General features: G+C 53.4%; 20 protein-coding genes. 19 read left to right on the forward strand and 1 reads right to left on the reverse strand.

What is annotated here, in order from left to right:
• The 17 genes from PMI41_RS12315 to PMI41_RS12395 all read left to right on the forward strand — a co-directional run bounded on the left by PMI41_RS12315 (nucleotide 1) and on the right by PMI41_RS12395 (nucleotide 17,703).
• Complete coding sequence (locus tag PMI41_RS12315; RefSeq protein ID WP_008125206.1) at nucleotides 1-384, forward strand: hypothetical protein; 384 nt, start codon at nucleotides 1-3, stop codon at nucleotides 382-384.
• A 2-nt stretch (nucleotides 385-386) separates the two neighbouring features.
• Nucleotides 387-1,577: an NADH-quinone oxidoreductase subunit D gene (locus PMI41_RS12320; protein WP_008125208.1), complete on the forward strand. Its 1,191-nt coding sequence runs from the start codon at nucleotides 387-389 to the stop codon at nucleotides 1,575-1,577.
• Nucleotides 1,577-2,752 (forward strand): NADH-quinone oxidoreductase subunit NuoE, encoded by a 1,176-nt coding sequence (gene nuoE / locus PMI41_RS12325; protein WP_008125210.1) that lies wholly within the window; start codon nucleotides 1,577-1,579, stop codon nucleotides 2,750-2,752. Before PMI41_RS12320 ends, nuoE begins: the two co-directional genes overlap by 1 nt.
• A 65-nt stretch (nucleotides 2,753-2,817) precedes the next feature.
• Nucleotides 2,818-4,122, forward strand: coding sequence for an NADH-quinone oxidoreductase subunit NuoF (gene nuoF / locus PMI41_RS12330; protein WP_008125212.1), 1,305 nt, complete (start codon nucleotides 2,818-2,820; stop codon nucleotides 4,120-4,122).
• 13 nt (nucleotides 4,123-4,135) lie between these two features.
• Nucleotides 4,136-4,699, forward strand: a complete 564-nt coding sequence (locus tag PMI41_RS12335; RefSeq protein WP_008125214.1) for a hypothetical protein — start codon at nucleotides 4,136-4,138, stop codon at nucleotides 4,697-4,699.
• A 94-nt stretch (nucleotides 4,700-4,793) separates the two neighbouring features.
• Nucleotides 4,794-6,875, forward strand: a complete 2,082-nt coding sequence (nuoG, locus tag PMI41_RS12340) for an NADH-quinone oxidoreductase subunit NuoG (protein ID WP_040854742.1) — start codon at nucleotides 4,794-4,796, stop codon at nucleotides 6,873-6,875.
• Nucleotides 6,876-6,891: 16 nt separating this feature from the next.
• Nucleotides 6,892-7,938, forward strand: a complete 1,047-nt coding sequence (gene nuoH / locus PMI41_RS12345) for an NADH-quinone oxidoreductase subunit NuoH (RefSeq protein WP_008125218.1) — start codon at nucleotides 6,892-6,894, stop codon at nucleotides 7,936-7,938.
• Nucleotides 7,935-8,426, forward strand: a complete 492-nt coding sequence (nuoI, locus tag PMI41_RS12350; RefSeq protein ID WP_008125221.1) for an NADH-quinone oxidoreductase subunit NuoI — start codon at nucleotides 7,935-7,937, stop codon at nucleotides 8,424-8,426. The genes nuoH and nuoI overlap by 4 nt, the downstream gene beginning before the upstream one ends.
• Before the next feature lie 155 nt (nucleotides 8,427-8,581).
• Nucleotides 8,582-9,202: an NADH-quinone oxidoreductase subunit J gene (locus PMI41_RS12355; RefSeq protein ID WP_008125222.1), complete on the forward strand. Its 621-nt coding sequence runs from the start codon at nucleotides 8,582-8,584 to the stop codon at nucleotides 9,200-9,202.
• A 2-nt stretch (nucleotides 9,203-9,204) separates the two neighbouring features.
• The gene (gene nuoK / locus PMI41_RS12360; protein ID WP_040854745.1) at nucleotides 9,205-9,513 is read left to right on the forward strand and encodes an NADH-quinone oxidoreductase subunit NuoK; all 309 of its coding nucleotides are present in this window, start codon (nucleotides 9,205-9,207) and stop codon (nucleotides 9,511-9,513) included.
• Between the two features lie 7 nt (nucleotides 9,514-9,520).
• Entirely contained in the window at nucleotides 9,521-11,512 is a 1,992-nt protein-coding gene (gene nuoL, locus PMI41_RS12365) for an NADH-quinone oxidoreductase subunit L (protein WP_008125224.1), read from the forward strand.
• The gene (locus tag PMI41_RS12370; protein ID WP_008125226.1) at nucleotides 11,512-13,017 is read left to right on the forward strand and encodes an NADH-quinone oxidoreductase subunit M; all 1,506 of its coding nucleotides are present in this window, start codon (nucleotides 11,512-11,514) and stop codon (nucleotides 13,015-13,017) included. Before nuoL ends, PMI41_RS12370 begins: the two co-directional genes overlap by 1 nt.
• 19 nt (nucleotides 13,018-13,036) lie before the next feature.
• Nucleotides 13,037-14,473: an NADH-quinone oxidoreductase subunit NuoN gene (nuoN, locus tag PMI41_RS12375; RefSeq protein WP_008125229.1), complete on the forward strand. Its 1,437-nt coding sequence runs from the start codon at nucleotides 13,037-13,039 to the stop codon at nucleotides 14,471-14,473.
• A gap of 9 nt (nucleotides 14,474-14,482) precedes the next feature.
• Nucleotides 14,483-15,325: a biotin--[acetyl-CoA-carboxylase] ligase gene (locus PMI41_RS12380; protein ID WP_008125231.1), complete on the forward strand. Its 843-nt coding sequence runs from the start codon at nucleotides 14,483-14,485 to the stop codon at nucleotides 15,323-15,325.
• 22 nt (nucleotides 15,326-15,347) lie between these two features.
• Nucleotides 15,348-17,021 carry a ribonuclease J gene (locus PMI41_RS12385; RefSeq protein WP_008125233.1) on the forward strand — a complete coding sequence of 558 codons (1,674 nt, stop codon included), beginning with the start codon at nucleotides 15,348-15,350 and terminating at the stop codon, nucleotides 17,019-17,021.
• An 8-nt stretch (nucleotides 17,022-17,029) separates the two neighbouring features.
• Nucleotides 17,030-17,434 carry a methylmalonyl-CoA epimerase gene (mce, locus tag PMI41_RS12390; protein WP_008125234.1) on the forward strand — a complete coding sequence of 135 codons (405 nt, stop codon included), beginning with the start codon at nucleotides 17,030-17,032 and terminating at the stop codon, nucleotides 17,432-17,434.
• Nucleotides 17,434-17,703: a DUF1467 family protein gene (locus tag PMI41_RS12395; protein WP_008125237.1), complete on the forward strand. Its 270-nt coding sequence runs from the start codon at nucleotides 17,434-17,436 to the stop codon at nucleotides 17,701-17,703. The genes mce and PMI41_RS12395 overlap by 1 nt, the downstream gene beginning before the upstream one ends.
• 5 nt (nucleotides 17,704-17,708) lie before the next feature.
• Here PMI41_RS12395 and PMI41_RS12400 read toward each other — a convergent pair whose 3' ends face one another.
• The gene (locus PMI41_RS12400) at nucleotides 17,709-18,683 is read right to left on the reverse strand and encodes a glycosyltransferase family 2 protein (RefSeq protein ID WP_008125239.1); all 975 of its coding nucleotides are present in this window, start codon (nucleotides 18,681-18,683) and stop codon (nucleotides 17,709-17,711) included.
• A 619-nt stretch (nucleotides 18,684-19,302) separates the two neighbouring features.
• On the opposite strand from PMI41_RS12400, the gene proS reads away from it, so the two are divergent.
• Together proS and PMI41_RS12410 are read left to right on the forward strand one after the other, a co-directional pair.
• Nucleotides 19,303-20,652, forward strand: a complete 1,350-nt coding sequence (gene proS, locus PMI41_RS12405) for a proline--tRNA ligase (RefSeq protein WP_008125241.1) — start codon at nucleotides 19,303-19,305, stop codon at nucleotides 20,650-20,652.
• Nucleotides 20,649-21,291: ABC transporter permease (locus PMI41_RS12410; RefSeq protein ID WP_008125243.1), on the forward strand; the 643-nt coding region annotated here is incomplete at its 3' end. The genes proS and PMI41_RS12410, both read left to right, overlap by 4 nt.

Raw genomic sequence — 21,291 nt, forward strand, 5'->3', positions numbered from 1 at the left:
ATGCAGAGCACTTTCTCCACAGTCTTGACTATATTGTCGATTTCGACGGTGTTGGCCGGCTGTGTAATGACGACAAAGAAGTTCGAGTCCAAGGGGCCGCGAGAGGCAGTTGATGCCACTTATTCTTATGTGGCGGGTCTGATCGTTCATAAATGCCCATCAAATTACCGTATCAAGCCATCTCTTGCGGGTGAGCAGCGTCGATATAATAATTTCATCCTGTCTCTGAAGCGGCAAGAAATGGCGAAGCCGCATGCACAACGTGAACTGGCGAACTCGATGGACGATCTGAGAAATGGCGTCTTTGATACACAGTGCAGGAATATGGGGTCTTTTATAGCGCAAGCATATGGCACATCGCGTTATCTGGAAGCGGTAAATTAAATATGGCTGAAACTCAGGTTCGTAATTTCAACATCAACTTCGGCCCGCAGCATCCTGCGGCACACGGCGTCTTGCGCCTCGTGCTCGAATTGGACGGCGAAGTCGTAGCACGCGTCGATCCGCATATCGGCCTGCTGCATCGCGGCACCGAAAAGTTGATGGAAGCCAAGACCTATTTGCAGGCTGTGCCGTATCTTGATCGCCTCGACTATGTCGCGCCGATGAATCAAGAGCACGCCTATGCACTGGCCGTTGAGCGCCTGCTGAAGATCGAAGTGCCAAAGCGCGGCCAGCTTATCCGCGTCCTATTCTCGGAAATCGGCCGTATTCTCTCGCACCTGCTGAACGTGACGACACAGGCTATGGACGTTGGAGCGTTGACGCCGCCGCTCTGGGGCTTTGAAGAGCGCGAAAAGCTGATGGTGTTCTATGAGCGTGCTTGTGGCGCGCGCATGCACGCTGCCTATTTCCGTCCGGGCGGTGTGCATCAGGATCTGCCTGATCAGTTGATCGAAGATATCGGCAAGTGGTGCGATCCGTTTCTGACGACTGTTAAAAACCTTGACGACCTGATCACGCCAAACCGCATTTTCAAGCAGCGTAACGTCGATATCGGCGTTGTGACACTTGAGGACGCGTGGGCTTGGGGTTTCTCCGGTGTCATGGTTCGTGGTTCCGGTGCCGCTTGGGATTTACGCAAATCGCAGCCCTATGAATGCTATTCGGAAATGGAATTCGATGTTCCAATCGGCAAGAATGGCGATTGCTACGATCGCTATCTGATCCGCATGGAAGAGATGCGCCAGTCTGTTCGCATCATGCGCCAGTGCGTTGAACTCTTGCTGGGCAAGGAGCGGGTAGGGCCCGTTTCCAATACATCAGCAAAGATCGTTCCGCCGAAGCGCGGTGAGATGAAGCGTTCCATGGAAGCGTTGATCCACCACTTCAAGCTTTACACTGAAGGTTATCACGTGCCTGCCGGTGAAGTTTATGCTGCAGTCGAAGCACCAAAAGGTGAGTTCGGCGTGTTCCTCGTTTCCGATGGGTCAAACAAGCCGTACCGCGTTAAGTTGCGTGCACCAGGATTTGCCCATCTTCAAGCCATGGATTTTCTCTGCCGTGGCCACATGCTAGCCGACGTATCTGCTATTCTCGGCTCGCTCGATATCGTATTTGGTGAGGTTGATCGTTAATGTCAGTCCGTCGTCTAGCCGAAGATAACGTCCAGCCAGCTCAATTCGCGTTTAATCGCGAAAACAGCGCCTGGGCGAAGCTTGCAATCAAAAAATACCCCAAGGGCCGTGAACAGTCAGCTGTCATACCGTTGTTGATGCGGGCACAGGAACAGGACGGTTGGGTTACCAAGGCTTGCATCGAACACGTCGCTGAAATGCTCGACATGCCGATGATCCGTGTGCTCGAAGTAGCGACTTTCTATACGCAGTTCCAGCTGAAGCCTGTCGGGACACGTGCGCATATTCAGGTATGCGGCACGACGCCATGCATGTTGCGCGGCTCGGAAGACCTGAAAAAAGTCTGTCAGCACAAGATTCATCATGAGCAGTTCCATCTTAATGAATCCGGCACTTTGTCGTGGGAAGAGGTCGAGTGCCTTGGTGCCTGCGTCAATGCCCCAATGGTCATGGTGTTCAAGGACACTTATGAGGATTTGACTCCGGAACGTCTCGAAGAAATCATTGATGCGTTCGAAGCAGGCAATGGTGCTTCGGTGCCTGCAGGTCCGCAGATTGACCGGCATTTCTCGGCTCCGCAGGGCGGTCCGACATCGCTGAATGATAATGCCGCATCAAAATCCGGTCGCAGTGCCAAGTCGGGCGGGGACAAGGCGCAAGTTCCGCCATCCAATGCGAGCAAGCCGGTTACGAGCGACGATGCAACGAACCCGGCTATCAAATCACCATCCAAGGTCAAAGCACCAAAAGGTGCCGAACAAGCCGTTTCGGAGCCAGCAACACAGGCCAGTGCCGCTGCGCGGCTGATCAAGAATCCGCCATTGGCTGAAGGTTCTCTTGGCGAAAAGCCTGCCGTGCAGACGATCAAGGCTCCGGCGAAGGCAGTATCGCTGAACGACAAAAGCCGCCCGGCCGGTATCGAAAAGCCGGCAGCTATTGATGATTTGAAGTTGATCGCAGGTGTTGGCCCGAAGATCGAAACCATTCTTCATGATCTTGGTATATTCACCTATGCGCAGGTTGCAGCATGGAAGAAAGCCGAGCGTGAATGGGTCGATAATTACCTGAATTTCAAGGGACGTATCGAGCGCGACGATTGGGTAAAGCAAGCCAAGGCTTTGGCCAAGGGCGGCGAAGCGGAATACATCAAGGTTTTCGGAAAGAAGCCGAGATAAATTGGAATGGCGGATGCGGTATGCGCGTTTGCCTGTATGGACGAAGAGAGTAGGACCGGTGCGAAATGCTTGCTGATAAGGACCGCATCTTCAATAATATCTATGGCCTTCACGACAAGTCGTTGAAGGGCGTGATGTCACGCGGCCATTGGGATGGCACGGCAGGCATCATAGCCAAGGGCCGTGACTGGATCATCAATGAGATGAAGGCCTCCGGACTGCGCGGGCGCGGTGGTGCTGGCTTCCCGACAGGCCTGAAATGGTCCTTCATGCCGAAGGAAAGCGACGGCCGCCCACATTATCTCGTGATCAATGCCGATGAGTCCGAGCCGGGCACCTGCAAGGATCGTGATATCATGCGCCATGATCCGCACACGCTGATCGAAGGCTGCCTGATCGCCGGTTTCGCCATGGCTGCCCACACCTGCTATATCTATGTGCGCGGCGAATATATCCGTGAGCGTGAAGCACTGCAGCTTGCAATCGACGAATGCTACGACGCAGGACTTCTTGGCAAGAACAACAAGAACGGCTGGGACTACGACATCTATGTTCATCATGGTGCCGGAGCTTACATCTGCGGTGAAGAAACTGCGCTGCTTGAAAGCCTTGAAGGCAAGAAGGGCCAGCCGCGCCTTAAGCCGCCATTCCCTGCCAATATGGGTCTTTATGGCTGCCCGACGACTGTGAACAACGTCGAGTCGATTGCTGTTGCGCCGACCATTTTGCGTCGCGGTGCTGCGTGGTTCTCCGGTATCGGCCGTCCAAACAATGTCGGCACCAAGCTTTTCATGGTTTCCGGCCACGTCAACAACCCATGCACTGTCGAAGAAGAGATGGGCATTCCTTTCCGCGAACTGATTGAGCGTCATGCGGGCGGCATTCGCGGCGGCTGGGACAATCTATTGGCCGTTATTCCCGGCGGTGCTTCGTGCCCGGTTGTTCCGGCTGCTGATATTATCGATTGCCCGATGGATTTTGACGGCCTCCGCGCGGTCAAATCATCTTTCGGTACTGCTGCCGTTATCGTCATGGACAAGTCCACGGACATTGTGCGCGCTATTGCCCGCCTGTCTTACTTTTTCAAGCATGAAAGCTGCGGCCAGTGCACACCGTGCCGTGAGGGCACGGGCTGGATGTGGCGTGTCATGGAACGCATGGTGACCGGTAACGCTCAGAAGCGCGAAATCGACATGCTGCTCGACGTGACGAAGCAGATTGAAGGTCACACCATTTGCGCACTGGGCGATGCAGCTGCATGGCCAGTTCAAGGTCTGATCCGTCATTTCCGTCCGGAAATTGAACGCCGTATCGATGAGTTCTCACGCAACGCAGATACAAGCCGTCCCGTGCTTGTTGCAGCGGAATAAGGTTGAAGGATTGATGTCCAGCACCGGAAACAAACCACTGGGATCTGATTGGTCGGCATTTTTGCCGAAGCAGCTTATTCCGGCGGCCAATCTGCTGGCGCCTCAAATTGAGGTCGCAGCGGCTGTTTCTGTAGCAAGCACCGAAATTGCTACCCGCATGTTCGGCATCTGGACAAGTGCCATGCTTGGGTCGTTTGATCTGAAGACCGGACCTGTACAGCCCGCGGCGAAAACAGACACTGCAACTGATATTGCGGCTTTAAAGACGGTTATTCGTGAAAAGGCCGGAGCGGAAACAAAGGCCCCAGTCTTTGCTGATCCGGCAATCGAGGCAACTGCGGCAGGTTTGACCGGTGGCGTGGCCTCCAACGCGGCGGATGATCTGAAGAAGATTTCAGGAGTCGGACCAAAGCTTGCGCAGGTTTTGAATTCCTTGGGCATTCTCTCATATGCACAGATTGCGGGATGGTCGGCGGCAGATGCCGCCAAAATCGATGACCAGTTGAAATTGAACGGGCGTATCTCGCGGGATGACTGGATTGGCCAGGCAAACCGTTTGGTAAGCGAAGTAAAATAAAGAGCATGCCGGTTGTACCGGCGGTATGAAATTGTTGGCAGCCTTCAAGGCAGCCGGAAGAAAATGCGGAATGTTCCGCGAGGTTGGACAGACGATGGCGAAGATCAAAGTCGACGGTAATGAGATCGAGGTACCGGATCACTACACGCTTCTGCAGGCAGCAGAAACGGCTGGTGCGGAAGTGCCGCGTTTCTGTTTCCATGAGCGTTTGTCGATCGCCGGCAACTGCCGCATGTGCTTGATCGAAGTTAAGGGTGGACCACCTAAGCCTGCCGCTTCCTGTGCCATGGGTGTCCGCGACCTGCGTCCCGGCCCGAACGGCGAAACACCCGAAATTTTCACCAATACGCCGATGGTCAAGAAGGCCCGCGAAGGCGTTATGGAATTTCTGCTGATCAACCATCCGCTGGACTGCCCGATCTGCGATCAGGGCGGCGAGTGCGATCTGCAGGATCAGGCTATGGCTTTTGGCGTTGATTCATCGCGCTACAAGGAAAACAAGCGCGCCGTTGAAGACAAATATATCGGACCATTAGTCAAGACGATCATGACACGCTGCATTCACTGCACGCGCTGCGTTCGTTTTACGACTGAAGTTGCAGGCATTTCCGAACTTGGCCTGATTGGCCGCGGCGAAGATGCTGAAATCACCACATATCTCGAACAGGCGATGACTTCGGAATTGCAGGGCAATGTTATTGATCTTTGCCCGGTCGGCGCTTTGACCTCCAAGCCTTACGCTTTTCAGGCGCGCCCTTGGGAACTGACCAAGACCGAATCCATCGATGTTATGGACGCTGTTGGCTCTGCGATCCGTGTTGATACGCGTGGCCGCGAAGTGATGCGTATTCTGCCGCGCGTCAACGAGCAGGTGAACGAGGAATGGATCTCCGACAAGACACGTTTCATCTGGGACGGCTTGCGTACACAGCGTCTTGACCGGCCTTACATTCGCAAGGGTGGGCGCCTTGTTGCTGCCAGCTGGCCAGAAGCATTTGACGCGATCCAAGAGGCTGTCGCGAAGACAAGCGGTGAGAAAATCGGTGCGATTGCCGGTGATCTGGCAACCGTTGAAGAAATGTACGCCTTGAAGCTGCTGATGCAGTCGCTCGGTTCAGCAAATATCGATGCCCGTCAGGATGGTTCAGTTCTGAACACAGCTGATGGCCGTGCATCGTATATTTTCAATCCGTCAATCGACGGTATCGAACAGACCGATGCGGTTCTGATTATCGGTTCGAACCCGCGCTTTGAAGCATCCTTGCTCAATGCACGTCTACGCAAGCGCTGGCGCGCTGCGGGCATTCCCATTGCGGTTATCGGCGAACAGGCCGACATGCGCCTCAAATACGAGTACCTCGGTGCTGGCGCTGAAACATTGGCTGATCTGGCTGCCGGTTCATTGAAGTTCCACGGCGTACTGAAGAAGGCAAAGAACCCGCTGATCCTCATCGGGCAGGGCGCTCTTAACCGCACAGACAGTGCTGCGGTACTGGGTCTGGCAGCAAAAATTGCTGCAGATACTGGTGCGCTGAGCGATGAATGGAATGGCTTCGGCGTTGTTCACACAGCTGCCAGCCGCGTCGGTTCGCTCGATATCGGTTTCGTACCGGGCGAAGGTGGCAAAAAGGTTGCCGAAATGAATGGCGCGCTTGACGTGCTGTTCCTGCTCGGCGCTGACGAACTTCCATGGTCAGACAAGAGCAGCGCCGTCACAATCTATATCGGTACGCATGGTGATCAGGGCGCGCACAATGCAGACGTTATTCTGCCGGGCGCAACCTATACCGAAAAGTCTGGTACCTACGTCAACACGGAAGGCCGCGTGCAGATGACCAATCGCGCCGGTTTTGCTCCGGGTAATGCCAAGGAAGATTGGGCCGTGCTGCGTGCCCTCTCGGATGTCCTCGGTAAAAAACTGCCATTCGACTCTCTGGCAGCCTTGCGTTCGAAGCTCTATGCGGAGTATCCGCATCTCGCTGCGGTTGATGCAATCGAATCCGGTTCCTATGCCGATGTAGCAAAGCTGGCAAACACACCCGGTTCGGTCGAAAAGACAGCCTTTGTTTCGCCGGTAGCTGATTTTTACCTAACCAACCCGATAGCGCGGGCTTCTGCTGTAATGGCGGAGTGTTCTGCGCTTGCCAAGGGCGGCTTCAAGCAGGCAGCCGAGTAGGCGGGAAGAGACTGACATGGAAGAAATATTCTATACATACATCATCCCGCTGCTGATTATCCTCGGAAAATCACTGCTGCTGCTGGTCGTGATGTTGCTGATCATCGCTTATTTGCTGCTGGCCGATCGCAAGATCTGGGCCGCTGTACAGTTGCGTCGTGGTCCAAACGTTGTCGGGCCTTTCGGTCTGTTGCAGTCCTTCGCCGATCTTCTCAAATTTGTCGTGAAGGAACCAATTATTCCTTCTGGCGCAAACAAGGGTATTTTCCTTCTGGCGCCGTTGGTTTCGTCGGTTCTGGCAATGGCCGCCTGGGCGGTTATTCCGGTTAATGAAGGCTGGGCTGTTGCCAACGTCAATGTCGGTATTCTCTATGTTTTGGCCATCTCATCGCTGGAAGTGTACGGCGTGATCATGGCGGGTTGGGCTTCCAACTCGAAATATCCTTTCCTCGGAGCACTGCGTTCCGCTGCGCAGATGGTTTCCTATGAAGTCTCCATCGGCTTTGTGATCGTAACCGTTCTGCTTTGCGTTGGTTCGTTGAACCTGACCGATATCGTGAATTCGCAAAGGGATGGCCTAGGTACGATGGCCGGCCTGCCAAGCTCGTTCCTTGACTGGTACTGGCTCGGCCTGTTCCCGATGTTCATCATCTTCTTTATTTCGGCGCTGGCAGAGACAAACCGTCCGCCTTTCGATCTTGTGGAAGCTGAATCGGAACTCGTTGCCGGTCATATGATTGAATATTCGTCGACCGCGTTTCTGCTGTTCTTCCTCGGTGAATATGTCGCCATCACCCTGATGTGTGCTTTGACGACCATCATGTTCCTTGGCGGATGGCTGCCGCCGGTTGACGTGTGGTTCCTCAACTGGGTACCCGGTGTTATCTGGTTCCTTCTGAAACTCTTTATGTGCTTCTTCATGTTCGCCATGGTGAAGGCATTCGTTCCGCGCTACCGCTACGATCAATTGATGCGCCTTGGTTGGAAAGTCTTCCTGCCGATCTCGCTGTTCATGGTTGTCGCGACCGCCGCCTTCCTCAAAATTACGGGGCTTACACCATGAGTTCGCTCGCACAAGCTGCCAAATCGCTGCTCCTGCTGGAGTTCGTCAACGCGTTCTTTCTGTCGATGCGCCAGTTCTTCGCGCCAAAGGCAACGCTAAACTATCCTTATGAAAAGGGGCCGATCAGCCCGCGTTTTCGTGGTGAGCATGCTTTGCGCCGTTATCCAAATGGTGAAGAGCGCTGCATCGCCTGCAAGCTGTGTGAAGCCATTTGCCCGGCACAGGCTATCACCATCGAAGCCGGTCCGCGCCGCAATGATGGAACACGCCGCACGGTGCGCTACGACATCGACATGGTGAAGTGCATTTATTGCGGGTTCTGTCAGGAAGCTTGCCCGGTCGACGCGATTGTAGAAGGGCCGAATTTCGAGTTCGCCACGGAAACCCGTGAAGAACTTTATTATGACAAGGAGCGGTTGATCGCCAATGGCGATCGCTGGGAGCGGGAACTGGCGCGCAACATCGCCATGGACGCGCCTTACCGCTGATAGTTGACTGCGCGCTTGTGTCCATGTCCGGCCGCTTCAACCGGACAGGAACATGCGCTAAGACGCATGAAATTTAGAAGGATCGGTTGCCGGTTGAGCGGCCGATTCGTTGAAAATGGCAGATGTTTCTGCCGGAATGGAAATCGGGGGAACCCATGCTGACAGGTATAGCGGCGGCGTTTTTTTACCTCTTCGCCTTCATAACAATCGCCAGTGCTTTCATGGTGATTGCAGCCCGCAATCCAGTGCATTCCGTGCTGTTCCTTATCCTTGCCTTCTTCAACGCGGCAGGGCTCTTCCTGCTGACCGGCGCCGAATTCCTGGCGATGATCCTTCTGGTGGTTTATGTCGGCGCGGTGGCAGTTCTCTTCCTCTTCGTCGTGATGATGCTGGATGTGGATTTCGCCGAATTGAAGAGTGGTGCCCTGCAATATGCGCCAGTGGGCGCGCTTGTCGGGATTATCCTGGCGGTTGAACTGATCGTCGTTCTCGGCGGGTCGGTATTCGCGCCGAATGTGGCTTCGGTTGTTGTTCAGCCGACACCGGACATTGCTACGCGTTCCAACACCGCAGCGCTCGGCGACATTCTTTATACGGACTATGTCTATTTCTTCCAGATTGCCGGTCTCGTGCTTCTGGTTGCGATGATCGGTGCGATTGTCCTGACCCTGCGTCATAAGGAAGGCGTCAAGCGCCAGAACATCTCACAGCAGGTCGCGCGCACGCCCGAGACGGCAGTTGAAATCAAACAGGTCGAAACAGGCAAAGGTATTTGATGATGGAAATCGGTATCGCTCACTATCTCACCGTCTCTGCCTTGCTGTTCACGATGGGTATCTTCGGCATTTTCCTCAACAGGAAGAACGTTATCGTTATCCTGATGTCGGTCGAATTGATCCTTCTGGCTGTGAACTTGAATTTCGTGGCTTTCTCAGCTGCGCTGGGCGATCTGGTTGGCCAGATCTTCGCATTGTTTGTTCTGACTGTAGCTGCTGCTGAAGCCGCTATCGGTCTTGCAATTCTCGTCGTGTTCTACCGCAATCGTGGGTCGATTGCCGTGGAAGACGTCAATATGATGAAAGGTTGACGGGGGCATGCTGTATCTGGCGATTGTCTTCCTGCCGCTGATCGGCTTTCTGATAGCGGGCCTTTTTGGCTCGTCAATCGGTGCCAAGGCGAGTGAGTATGTAACGACTGGTCTGCTGATCCTTGTCGCTATCCTGTCATGGGTAGCGTTTGTGACGGTAGGTCTTGGTCATGGCGAAGCTTTCAAGGTTCCTGTTCTGCATTGGGTGGAATCCGGTTCACTCAGCTTCGATTGGGCTCTTCGTATCGATACGCTGACAGTAGTTATGCTTGTCGTGGTCAATACGGTCTCTGCGCTCGTGCATACTTATTCAATCGGCTATATGCACCACGATCCGCATCGCCCGCGTTTCTTTGCCTACCTTTCGCTCTTTACCTTCGCCATGCTGATGCTGGTGACTGGCGATAATCTGGTTCAGATGTTCTTCGGCTGGGAAGGCGTTGGTCTGGCGTCCTATTTGCTTATTGGTTTCTGGTTCAAGAAACCTTCGGCAAATGCAGCGGCCATGAAAGCGTTCATCGTCAACCGCGTTGGTGACTTCGGCTTCCTGCTTGGTATTTTCTCGCTCTTCGTGCTTTTTGACACCGTGCAGTTCGATACGCTGTTCAGCGCGGCGGCAACCTACCTGCCGGCTGAAGGCGCTGCGGATGCCGGCAAGGTTGTCCTCAACTTCCTAGGCTATGAACTGGACAAGCAAGGGGCGATCACCATTGCCTGCCTGCTTCTGTTCATGGGTGCCATGGGTAAATCCGCGCAGTTCCTGCTGCACACATGGCTGCCTGACGCCATGGAAGGCCCGACGCCTGTGTCCGCACTTATCCACGCGGCAACAATGGTTACCGCCGGTGTGTTCATGGTTGCGCGTCTATCGCCCATATTCGAGCTGTCGCATACAGCTCTGGTCTTCGTTACCTTCATAGGTGCAACGACAGCATTCTTTGCGGCAACAGTTGGTCTTGTACAAAACGATATCAAGCGCGTTATCGCTTATTCGACCTGCTCGCAGCTCGGCTACATGTTCGTGGCGCTTGGCCTTGGTGCTTATGGTGCCGGTGTGTTCCATCTGTTCACGCACGCATTCTTCAAAGCGCTGCTATTCCTTTGCGCCGGCTCGGTTATCCATGCCGTGTCCGATGAACAGGACATGCGTCATATGGGTGGTCTGCGTAAACTCATCCCCAAGACCTATTGGATGATGGTGATCGGGACAGTTGCTTTGACTGGTCTGGGTATTCCTGGAACAGTTATCGGTACAGCCGGCTTCTTCTCCAAAGATGCAATTATCGAGTCTGCCTTTGCATCACACAATCCGGCTGCCGGCTACGCGTTTATACTTCTCGTGATTGCGGCCGTATTCACCAGTTTCTATTCATGGCGCCTGATTTTCATGACGTTCCATGGCAAGCCGCGCGCCAGCCACGATGTCATGCATCACGTGCATGAATCACCTTATGTCATGCTGGTGCCGTTGTTCATCTTGGCGATTGGTGCCTTGTTTGCCGGTGTCGTGTTCAAGGAATACTTCTTCGGTCACGAGTATGCCGAGTTCTGGAAGGGGGCACTGTTTACCGGACCCGAGAACGAGATTTTGGCGGAATATCATCACGTGCCATTTATCGTCGCCATGTCGCCATTCCTGGCAATGGTCGCAGGTTTCATCGGTGCGTGGTATTTCTATATCCGCTCGCCGGAAACGCCAAAGCGCCTCGCCGAACAGCATTCCGGGCTTTACCAGTTCCTTCTGAACAAGTGGTACTTCGACGAGCTTTATGACTTCCTGTTTGTTCGCCCGGCAATGGCTCTCGGCAAGTTCCTTTGGAAGCGCGGCGACGGCTGGCTGATCGATGGACATGGCCCGGACGGCATTTCCGCCCGTGTTGTCGATGTCACCAACCGTGTGGTGCGTCTGCAGACCGGTTATCTTTATCACTATGCGTTCGCGATGCTCATCGGGGTCGCCGCACTCGTCACGTGGATGATGCTCGGGAGCAACTTCTGATGACCGACTGGCCAATTCTTACCACCGTAACCTTCTTGCCATTGGTCGGTGCCTTTCTGATACTGCTCATTCGTGATGACAGTGACGCTGCTCGCCGCAACATTCGCAATGTAGCGCTATGGACAACGATCATCACATTCCTGCTGTCATTGCCGATCTGGTATTATTTCGACAATGCACAGGCTGGTTTCCAGTTTGTTGAAAAAGCGGCGTGGCTCGATAGCGGTATTTCATACCATATGGGTGTGGATGGCATTTCCATGCTGTTCGTCATCCTCACCACATTTTTGATGCCGCTTTGCATCCTGGCCAGCTGGGAAGCGATCCAGACGCGTGTGAAGGAATATATGATCGCGTTTCTTGTTCTGGAAACGCTGATGGTCGGTGTGTTCTGCGCGCTGGATATCGTTCTGTTCTACGTCTTCTTCGAAGCTGTTCTGGTACCGATGTTCATCATCATTGGTGTTTGGGGTGGCAAGCGTCGCGTTTATGCCAGCTTCAAGTTCTTCCTTTATACATTGCTTGGCTCGGTGCTGATGCTGCTCGCCATCATGGCTATGTATTGGCAGGCAGGAACGACAGACATTCCGACACTATTGGCGCATTCTTTCCCGGTCTCAATGCAGACATGGCTCTGGTTTGCCTTCTTTGCTTCCTTTGCAGTGAAGATGCCAATGTGGCCAGTTCACACCTGGTTGCCCGACGCACACGTGGAAGCGCCAACTGCAGCCTCTGCCATTCTGGCCGGCATTCTGTTGAAGCTCGGCGGCTACGGCTTCCTGCGTTTCTCACTTCCGATGTTCCCGGTCGCTTCTGCTGACTTTGCACCGATCATCTATACGCTTTCAGTTGTCGCAATCGTTTACACCTCGCTTGTTGCCCTCATGCAGGAAGATATCAAAAAGCTGATAGCCTACTCATCTGTGGCTCATATGGGCTATGTGACCATGGGTATTTTTGCAGCAAACGAGCAGGGCATTCAGGGCGCATTGTTCCAGATGCTGTCACATGGTCTGGTTTCGGCGGCGCTGTTCCTTTGCGTTGGAATCGTCTACGACCGCACACACACACGTGAAATCTCGGCCTATGGCGGTCTCGTCAACAATATGCCGAAATATGCTGTGGTGTTCCTGATATTCACCATGGCGAATGTCGGCTTGCCGGGAACCTCAGGGTTCATCGGTGAATTCCTGACACTGATGGGTGTATTCCGTGTCAACACATGGGTCGCATTGTTTGCCACCTCGGGTGTTATCTTCTCGGCGGCCTATGCACTGTGGCTTTATCGCCGCGTGGTGTTCGGGTCGCTGGACAAGGAGAGCCTGAAGGCGCTTCTGGATATGTCGCCGCGTGAGAAGGCGGTGATCTATCCGCTGCTGATCCTCACGATCTTCTACGGTGTTTATCCAATGCCGGTATTCGATGCGACGGCTAGCTCCGTGCATGCACTTATCAATCAATACAATAACGCGCTGTCCTCAGCTGCCACTCTGGCGTTGAAATAGCAGGAAGAGGCCAAGGCCGATGCAGACCGATATGATTGCCAACCTGACGCTCATGGCTCCCGAACTGCTTCTTGCAGTGGGAGCAATGGCTCTCCTGATGGTCGGAGCATTCTCCGGCGAGAAGTCGTACAAGCTGGTTAATGGTCTCAGCGTCGTGCTGCTTTTGCTGGCGCTGGCACTGGTGGCCGTGTTTCCGCAGCAGGGCAATGCTTTTGGTCGCGCCTTCATCAATGATTCTTTCTCAGGCTTCATGAAGGTGCTGACACTTGTGGGCTCGATTGTTACCCTGATCATGTCGTCTGGCTTCGCCAAAGCCGAAAAGTTCGATAAGTTCGAATTCCCGATCTTGATCCTGCTCGCCAATGTCGGCATGTTGCTGATGATTTCGGCCAATGACACGCTGTCCCTTTATCTCAGCCTCGAACTGCAATCATTGGCACTCTACGTGGTTGCCGCCATCAATCGTGACAGCGTTCGCTCGACGGAAGCTGGCCTGAAATATTTTGTTCTCGGTGCTTTGTCTTCGGGCATGCTGCTCTACGGTATTTCACTCGTTTACGGTTTTACCGGTCATACAGGCTTCGAAGGAATTGCACACGCTCTCGCCGGTCCTGAGCGTCAGCTCGGCGTTGTATTTGGATTGGTTTTCATTTTTGCCGGTCTCGCATTCAAGATTTCTGCTGTTCCATTCCATATGTGGACGCCTGACGTTTATGAAGGTGCGCCAACACCCGTAACTGCGTTCTTTGCAACAGCGCCAAAAATGGCAGCGATGGCTTTGCTGACTCGTGTGTCGGTCGATACATTCCAGCCGATTACTCATGACTGGCAGCAGATCGTCGTTTTCATCGCTATCGCTTCGATGATCCTTGGTGCTTTTGCAGCTATCGGCCAACGCAATATCAAGCGTCTGATGGCTTATTCTTCGATCAGCCATATGGGTTATGCGCTTGTCGGGCTCGCTGCCGGTACACAGGTTGGCGTCAAGGGCGTTGCCATTTACATGCTGATCTATCTGGTCACAACGCTTGGCACATTTGCTTTTATTCTGGCGATGCGCCGTAAGGACGGAAACGTCGAACAGATCGGCGATCTTGCCGGTCTGTCGCGCACAAATCCGATCATGGCGACCATTCTGACAATTCTCATGTTCTCGCTGGCAGGCATTCCGCCGCTCGCAGGGTTCTGGGGCAAGTGGTATACGTTCCTTGCAGCGATGCAGGCCAATCTCTACGCTCTTGCCATTATCGGTATCGTGGCTTCCGTGGTTGGCGCGTTTTATTACCTGCGCATCATCAAGATCATGTGGTTCGATGAGCCTGTCGGCGGGTTTGTGCCTGTGGCTGGCGAACTCCGTCTCGTGCTCGGCGCATCCGGATTGCTTGTTCTGCTATACGTTCTGATTGGTGGTCCGGTCAGTACCTATGCGGAAGCCGCATCCAAGTCGTTTTTCTAGGCTAAGAATTTGACAGGATTTGCCCTATCGCCAATCGCCCAGCAGAATGGTTTTCGGCTTGAGGCTTTTGAAACAATCGGTTCCACCAATGCCGTCGCCCTTGAGCGTGCGCAGGCGGGTGACCCCGGCAAACTCTGGATTGTATCAAAAAAGCAGGAAAGCGGGCGAGGGCGCCGCGGCAGGGCATGGTCGTCGCCGGAGGGAAATCTCGCCGCCTCTTTGCTGCTTACCGGCAATGTCGATCTGAAAAGCGCCGCCACACTCGGCTTTGTCGCAGGGCTTTCACTCGCTGATGCATTGAACGCGGTGTGTCCGACGGCCAACTTTTCCGTAGGAATGGACGGTGCTGGTAATGCGGGAGCCGGAAAAGCGCCGCTACGAGTAGAACTTAAATGGCCAAATGACCTTCTCGCAGGCGGTGCAAAAATGGCCGGCATTCTGCTTGAATCGACCATTATGTCGGACGGGCGTTTGGCAGTAGTCATTGGCATTGGCGTTAATGTTGTTGCCTATCCGGAAGATGTGCCTTATCCAGCCACATCACTGGCTCGGCTTGGCGCGACTTGCGATGCAGAAACCTTGTTTCTGGCTTTGTCGGATGCCTGGGAAGAAAACTATCGCGTTTGGGCAAACGGACGCGGCTTGAGTGATATTCGCAAGCGCTGGCTGTCGCAAGCCGCAGGAATTGGCAGTGAAGTCGCCGTTCGAATAGACGGGGCGGTAGTGCGTGGTATATTTGAAACAATTGACGAAGACTGCCAGTTCGTCATTCGTGACAATGACGGCTTACGGCAGAAGATTGCAGCCGGTGACGTTCATTTTGGAACAGTGGCATCGGCAAACGCTGAATGAGCTTCAGTTTTTAGGAGTATAAATGGCAAATTCCGATCAAGCGGAACTTGTTTTTCTGCCTTTAGGTGGTGTCGGTGAAATCGGCATGAATCTCGCCCTCTACGGTTACGGCCCAGCGCGCAAACGCGAGTGGGTAGTGGTCGATATGGGTGTAAGTTTTGCTGGCCCCGATCTTCCGGGAGCTGATTTGATTCTTCCGGATATTCGTTTTCTTCAAGCTGAGCGAAACAATCTCAAGGGTATCGTTATTACCCATGCACATGAAGATCACTACGGAGCCCTGCTGGATTTATGGCCGCTGCTGAATGTGCCGGTTTATGCTACGCCATTTACGGCGGGGCTGCTCGCGGCCAAACGTCATTCGGAACCGGGCGCGCCGGATATTCCAGTAACCATCTATCGCGCTGGCGAGACGTTCAATGTCGGTCCTTTCGAGTTTGAAGCGCTGGCGGTAACTCATTCGATTCCTGAGCCGGTATCGCTCGCTATCAGGACGCCACTTGGCACTGTCATTCACACCGGCGACTGGAAGATGGACCCTGAGCCATCCATCGGACCGCTTATTAACGAAGCGCGGTTTCGTGCGCTTGGTGATGAGGGTGTGCTTGCACTGATGTGCGATTCCACCAATGCGTTGCGGGACGGGGAGTCCCCATCCGAGCAGGAAGTTGGCGACAGCCTGCGGGAGATTATCGAAAATGCGCGCGGTCGCGTGGCGATCACTTCGTTCTCTTCGAATGTCGGTCGTATTCGCTCCATCGCTCTGGCGGCAAGAGATGCGGGCAGGCAGACGCTCGTACTCGGCCGTTCCATGAAGCGAATGATAGATGTTGCGACTGAACTTGGTTATCTTGACGGTGTGCCGGAATTTTTGTCGGAAGACGATTACGGCTATATCCCACGGGAAAACATGGTCATCATATTGACCGGCAGCCAAGGCGAGCCGCGTGCCGCGCTTGCCAAACTCGCAAGAGACGAGATGCGTAGCGTTGCACTCTCACCGGGCGATACGGTGATTTATTCATCCCGGGCAATTCCCGGTAATGAAAAAGCCATCAACGATACAAAAAACCTTTTGATCGAGCAGGGCGTGCAGATCATATCCGATGGCGATCAACTGGTTCACGTTTCCGGCCATCCACGCCGTAATGAGTTGAAGCGTATGTATGAGTGGGTTCGCCCGCGCATTCTGGTTCCCGTTCATGGCGAGGCGGCTCATCTTGTCGGACAGGGCTCTTTGGCAGCCATGGCTGGCATTCCCGAAGTGCCGCAGGTGCGCAATGGCGATATTCTGCGTCTTGCACCCGGTCGCGCCGAGATTATTGGAGAAGCTCCTTTCGGGCGCCTGATCAAAGATGGCAGGCTGATTGGTGACGAGGAAGAAGTCGGGATTGTCGATCGCCGCAAGCTTTCTTACGTCGGGCATGTGGCTGTTTCGTTTATTCTCGATGCCAAATACAACATACTCGAAGATCCGGAACTTGTGCCTTTCGGCGTTCCCGAAGTGGACGACGAAGGTGAACTACTTGAAGATCTGCTCTATGACGCTGCCGTTGGTGCGCTTCAGAGTATTCCGCGTGAAAAGCGCCGGGATTTGGCAATGGTACGCGAAGCAATCCGGCGTGCGGTTCGCTCTGCTGCCAATGAGGCTTGGGGCAAAAAGCCGATTGTCACCGTATTCGTAACAAAAGTCTGAGGGTGGCGATGCTGGGACGGCTCAACCATGTGGCGATTGCAGTTCCTGATATGGCGGCTGCCTCTGCTATTTATAGGGATACCCTTGGAGCAAAGCTGACAGAGCCGCAAATTCTCCCTGAACATGGTGTGACAGTTGTGTTCATTGATGTGGGTAACACCAAGATCGAGCTTTTGGAGCCTCTGTCTGCAGACTCGCCGATTTCAGCATTTCTGACCAAGAACCCTTCCGGCGGCATTCATCATGTCTGCTACGAAGTGCCCGATATACTGGCAGCGCGCGACCGGCTAAAAGATCAGGGTGCCCGTGTGCTGGGTGACGGAGAGCCGAAACTTGGCGCGCATGGAAAGCCTGTTTTGTTTCTTCACCCGAAAGATTTCAACGGGACGCTGATTGAACTGGAGCAAGCGTGATGCCGATAGCAACAGCGATGGCTGTCTATTTCATCTTCTGGTGGCTGACACTCTTCACCATGCTGCCAATCGGCCTGCGCACTCAGGCGGATGAAGATGATGTAACTTTGGGCACAACACCAAGCGCACCGCACAAGCATCGGATGGGCCGGGTGTTTCTATGGACCACAATAGTTTCCGCTATCATTTTCGCGATTTTCTACGTGGTCAATGAAAAGCTCGGTTATGGCGTGAACGACTTGCCAGTGTTCTTCCCGCAGCTGGATTAAGCACGTTAATGGCCGGTTGTTTTTTGATAATGCGGCGAGTGATGGGGTGTGAAAGCTTGCAGCATACCCACGACGCTTCCTAGATAAGCCACCATGGTTATGAGCGATTGGATTGGTGTAAATGGCAAGTGTGCCAGTTGAATGATCAGCTTAAACAGACGCGCCAAAATCGAGCCCGGCAGACGGCAAATCGTATAGATGGGTTTACTGGCTAGCCTTGACCTGATCTCAACGGCGCAATGATCGCGGCTTCTCCTGAATTGATAGGCGAGCCTCAGCCGCTCTATCGGGATTGTCTCGTGGACAATCGCCAAGGGAGCCCAACCGGTTTTAGCACCGATCTTCTTGGCATCGGCATATAGGCGCCAGTCCTCACCACCGTTCAATCCGAGGGTCTCATCAAACCGTACTCCGGTGGAGCGAAAGAAATCCAATTTGCCCAGCCAGTTATTTGTTGCGATGCGCAGTTTGCCAGCACAGCCTTTGGCTCTGGTAGTACATGAAGCAAGTTCGCGGGCATGCATCGCCTTGTTTATGGAATTCCAGATCATTCTGCCCCAAGGTGAAACATTCTCAGCTGGTGCTGGTCGCACTGGACCACCGACAATATCCAGATCCGATGCATCCCGCTCCGCCAAGAGTTGGATGAGCCAATCTTGTGTGACTACTTCATCATCGTCGGCGAAGGTGAGCAGGTCGCAACCACTGGAAATTGCGTTTTCAAGGACACGGTTGCGAACAAATGAGATTCCGAGACGTGGTTCGACGTCGTATTGAACAATTGAATCCGGGATTTTTGCCCGAAAGCGCTCCACAATGTCGTGAAGAGTTGCCGTCTCATTGTTTTCGATTATGACAAACTCCAGCTGTGTGCCAGCCGGAATTGCCATCTTTGCATAAGAATCAAGGAGTGCTTCCAGCATGATTGGGCGATTGCGGGTGACGGTACCCACGCAGATCCGTCGAAATGTATGCTTCATTAGAAAAATGCCTAAGTAAAAATAATCTTCGAATATTGGATTACGAAATGTGGTCGAAGTACCAGAAATGAAATGATGAATTTTAAGGCAGTGAAGGCCGTTCTATTCCCGGTAATTGAAGAGAAGAAACAGCCCTACAAATCGGCAATTAAAATAAATAATGAATACAGGTGGTTAGGGTAAAAGCGTAAACTGAATCTGTTTCGAAATATCAGACAATTGGCGCAATCCATAAATGAAGACAAAAAAAATGCAAGGCTTTCGCCTTGCATTTAAAGATCGCGTCTGACCCAATCCACTTGCGTGGCGGCTGCGGAAACCGCGCCTGGGTCACATCCTCCCAAGACTTTGACCGCGTAGGAAAGCAGAAATATTCTTACTTTCTCCTTATGCTTAAAAAAATAGCGGACTGCCTTCGAAATGTCACGAAAAATATTCGTTCCTGTCATCTTTTGATTAGAAATCTTGCACGAGAGTGAATCTCTTCTCAATATCAACCTGTGTGATATGCAGTTGCGGGTTCCCAATCACCTGTTAAGCCGATAAGAAATATCGACTTTGCACTTGGTTTTGCCTGATTCTTCAACCATTCAGGCGTTGTTCAATTTTGGTGACCTTCATGCGGCTTTCCCGTTACTTCCTGCCTATCCTTAAAGAGAATCCCAAAGAGGCAGAAATTGTCTCGCACAGACTCATGCTGCGTGCCGGCCTGATTCGCCAGGAATCGGCAGGTATTTATGCATGGCTGCCGGCGGGGCTGCGCATCCTCAACAAGGTAAGCAATATTATCCGTGAAGAACAGAATCGTTCCGGCGCAATTGAATTGCTGATGCCTACGATTCAATCGGCTGATCTTTGGCGCGAAAGTGGACGTTACGATGCTTATGGCGACGAGATGCTACGCATTAAGGATCGCGGCGATCGCGACATGCTGTTTGGGCCGACAAATGAGGAAATGATCACCGAGATTTTCCGCGCTTATGTCAAATCTTACAAGGACTTGCCGCTGAATCTTTATCATATTCAGTGGAAGTTCCGGGACGAGCGTCGCCCACGCTTCGGTGTGATGCGTTCACGCGAATTCCTTATGAAGGACGCTTATTCCTTCGATCTTGATTTTGATGGCGCGAAAGCCGCCTACAACCGCATGTTTGTGGCTTACCTTCGTACATTTTCGCGTCTGGGTATCAAGGTCATTCCAATGCGCGCGGATACAGGGCCGATCGGTGGCGATCTGAGCCATGAATTCATCATTCTGGCAGAAACCGGCGAGAGTCAGGTTTACTGTGATCGAGCCTATCTCGATCTGCCAGTGCCGGGTGCCGATACGGATTTCGATGACAATCAGCAGATTGCCGATATCGTGACACGCTGGACGACACCCTATGCTGCGACTGATGAAATGCATGATGAGGCAGCGTGGTCAAAAGTTGATGGCTCTCATCAGATGGCGGCGCGCGGCATTGAAGTTGGTCACATTTTCCACTTCGGTACCAAATATTCCGAACCTATGGGCGCAAAGGTTAGTGGACCTGATGGCAAGGAATATCCGGTATCCATGGGATCTTACGGTATTGGTCCGTCACGCGTTATCGCTGCGATCATCGAAGCATCCCATGATGAGAACGGAATCATCTGGCCAAAGGCAGTCGCGCCATTTGGAGCTGGCATCGTCAATATGAAACCCGGCGATGAAGCGTGTGACGCTGTTTCGCTAAAGTTTTATGATGCCTTGACCAAAGCCGGGCTCGAACCACTGCTCGACGATACTGATGATCGTCCCGGTGCCAAGTTTGCCAAGATGGATCTGATCGGTCTGCCAACGCAAATTATTGTCGGCCCGCGCGGTGTGGCTGCCGGGGAAGTCGAGATCAAGGATCGTGCGACAGGCGAACGGGAAACGCTCACCGTTGAAGCAGCGATCAATAAGCTGGCCGGACCTGCGGACTTTCAGGCGGGAACTTTATGACAGAAACCGTGGCGACCGCTTCGACCGGCTCAAAGCCGTTTTCCGCTTATGAGCGCATGATTGCCTGGCGTTATCTGCGTGCAAGGCGCAAGGAAACGTTCATCTCGGTCATCGCCGGGTTTTCATTCACGGGCATCATGCTTGGGGTAGCAACTCTGATTATTGTCATGGCGGTCATGAACGGCTTTCGCGCTGAACTTTTGACCCGCATTCTTGGCATTAATGGCCACGTGATCATGCAGCCTATGGACAGGCCGCTTGATGATTTCGATGCGGTGATCAAACGCGTTGATGCGCTGCCCGGCATCTCCTTCGCCATCCCGGTCGTTGAGGGACAGGTGCTTGCCAAAGGCAATGTTGGTGCTGGCTCCGGCGCACTCGTGCGCGGTTTGCGGGAAGAGGATATCAACAAGCTGCAACTGGTTGCGAAGAATGTCCGGCAGGGTACGTTTCAGGGCTTTAATACTGCCGGCGGTGTGGCAATCGGCACCCGCATGGCTGAGAATATGGGTTTGGGCCTCGGCGACAGGCTGACGCTGATTTCACCTGATGGCGATGTGACGCCGCTCGGCATGGCACCGCGGGTCAAGTCTTATCCTGTTACTGCCATCTTCGAAATTGGCATGTCAGAATATGATG

Origin of the sequence: Phyllobacterium sp. YR531 (genome assembly GCF_000282595.1) — a bacterium.
Taxonomy (GTDB): domain Bacteria; phylum Pseudomonadota; class Alphaproteobacteria; order Rhizobiales; family Rhizobiaceae; genus Phyllobacterium.

Coding starts and splice junctions, on each gene's coding strand:
- PMI41_RS12315 (WP_008125206.1), top strand. CDS start 1: ATGCAGAGCACTTTCTCCACAGTCTTGACTATATTGTCGATTTCGACG.
- PMI41_RS12320 (WP_008125208.1), top strand. CDS start 387: ATGGCTGAAACTCAGGTTCGTAATTTCAACATCAACTTCGGCCCGCAG.
- nuoE (WP_008125210.1), top strand. CDS start 1,577: ATGTCAGTCCGTCGTCTAGCCGAAGATAACGTCCAGCCAGCTCAATTC.
- nuoF (WP_008125212.1), top strand. CDS start 2,818: ATGCTTGCTGATAAGGACCGCATCTTCAATAATATCTATGGCCTTCAC.
- PMI41_RS12335 (WP_008125214.1), top strand. CDS start 4,136: ATGTCCAGCACCGGAAACAAACCACTGGGATCTGATTGGTCGGCATTT.
- nuoG (WP_040854742.1), top strand. CDS start 4,794: ATGGCGAAGATCAAAGTCGACGGTAATGAGATCGAGGTACCGGATCAC.
- nuoH (WP_008125218.1), top strand. CDS start 6,892: ATGGAAGAAATATTCTATACATACATCATCCCGCTGCTGATTATCCTC.
- nuoI (WP_008125221.1), top strand. CDS start 7,935: ATGAGTTCGCTCGCACAAGCTGCCAAATCGCTGCTCCTGCTGGAGTTC.
- PMI41_RS12355 (WP_008125222.1), top strand. CDS start 8,582: ATGCTGACAGGTATAGCGGCGGCGTTTTTTTACCTCTTCGCCTTCATA.
- nuoK (WP_040854745.1), top strand. CDS start 9,205: ATGGAAATCGGTATCGCTCACTATCTCACCGTCTCTGCCTTGCTGTTC.
- nuoL (WP_008125224.1), top strand. CDS start 9,521: ATGCTGTATCTGGCGATTGTCTTCCTGCCGCTGATCGGCTTTCTGATA.
- PMI41_RS12370 (WP_008125226.1), top strand. CDS start 11,512: ATGACCGACTGGCCAATTCTTACCACCGTAACCTTCTTGCCATTGGTC.
- nuoN (WP_008125229.1), top strand. CDS start 13,037: ATGCAGACCGATATGATTGCCAACCTGACGCTCATGGCTCCCGAACTG.
- PMI41_RS12385 (WP_008125233.1), top strand. CDS start 15,348: ATGGCAAATTCCGATCAAGCGGAACTTGTTTTTCTGCCTTTAGGTGGT.
- mce (WP_008125234.1), top strand. CDS start 17,030: ATGCTGGGACGGCTCAACCATGTGGCGATTGCAGTTCCTGATATGGCG.
- PMI41_RS12395 (WP_008125237.1), top strand. CDS start 17,434: ATGCCGATAGCAACAGCGATGGCTGTCTATTTCATCTTCTGGTGGCTG.
- PMI41_RS12400 (WP_008125239.1), bottom strand. CDS start 18,683: ATGAAGCATACATTTCGACGGATCTGCGTGGGTACCGTCACCCGCAAT.
- proS (WP_008125241.1), top strand. CDS start 19,303: ATGCGGCTTTCCCGTTACTTCCTGCCTATCCTTAAAGAGAATCCCAAA.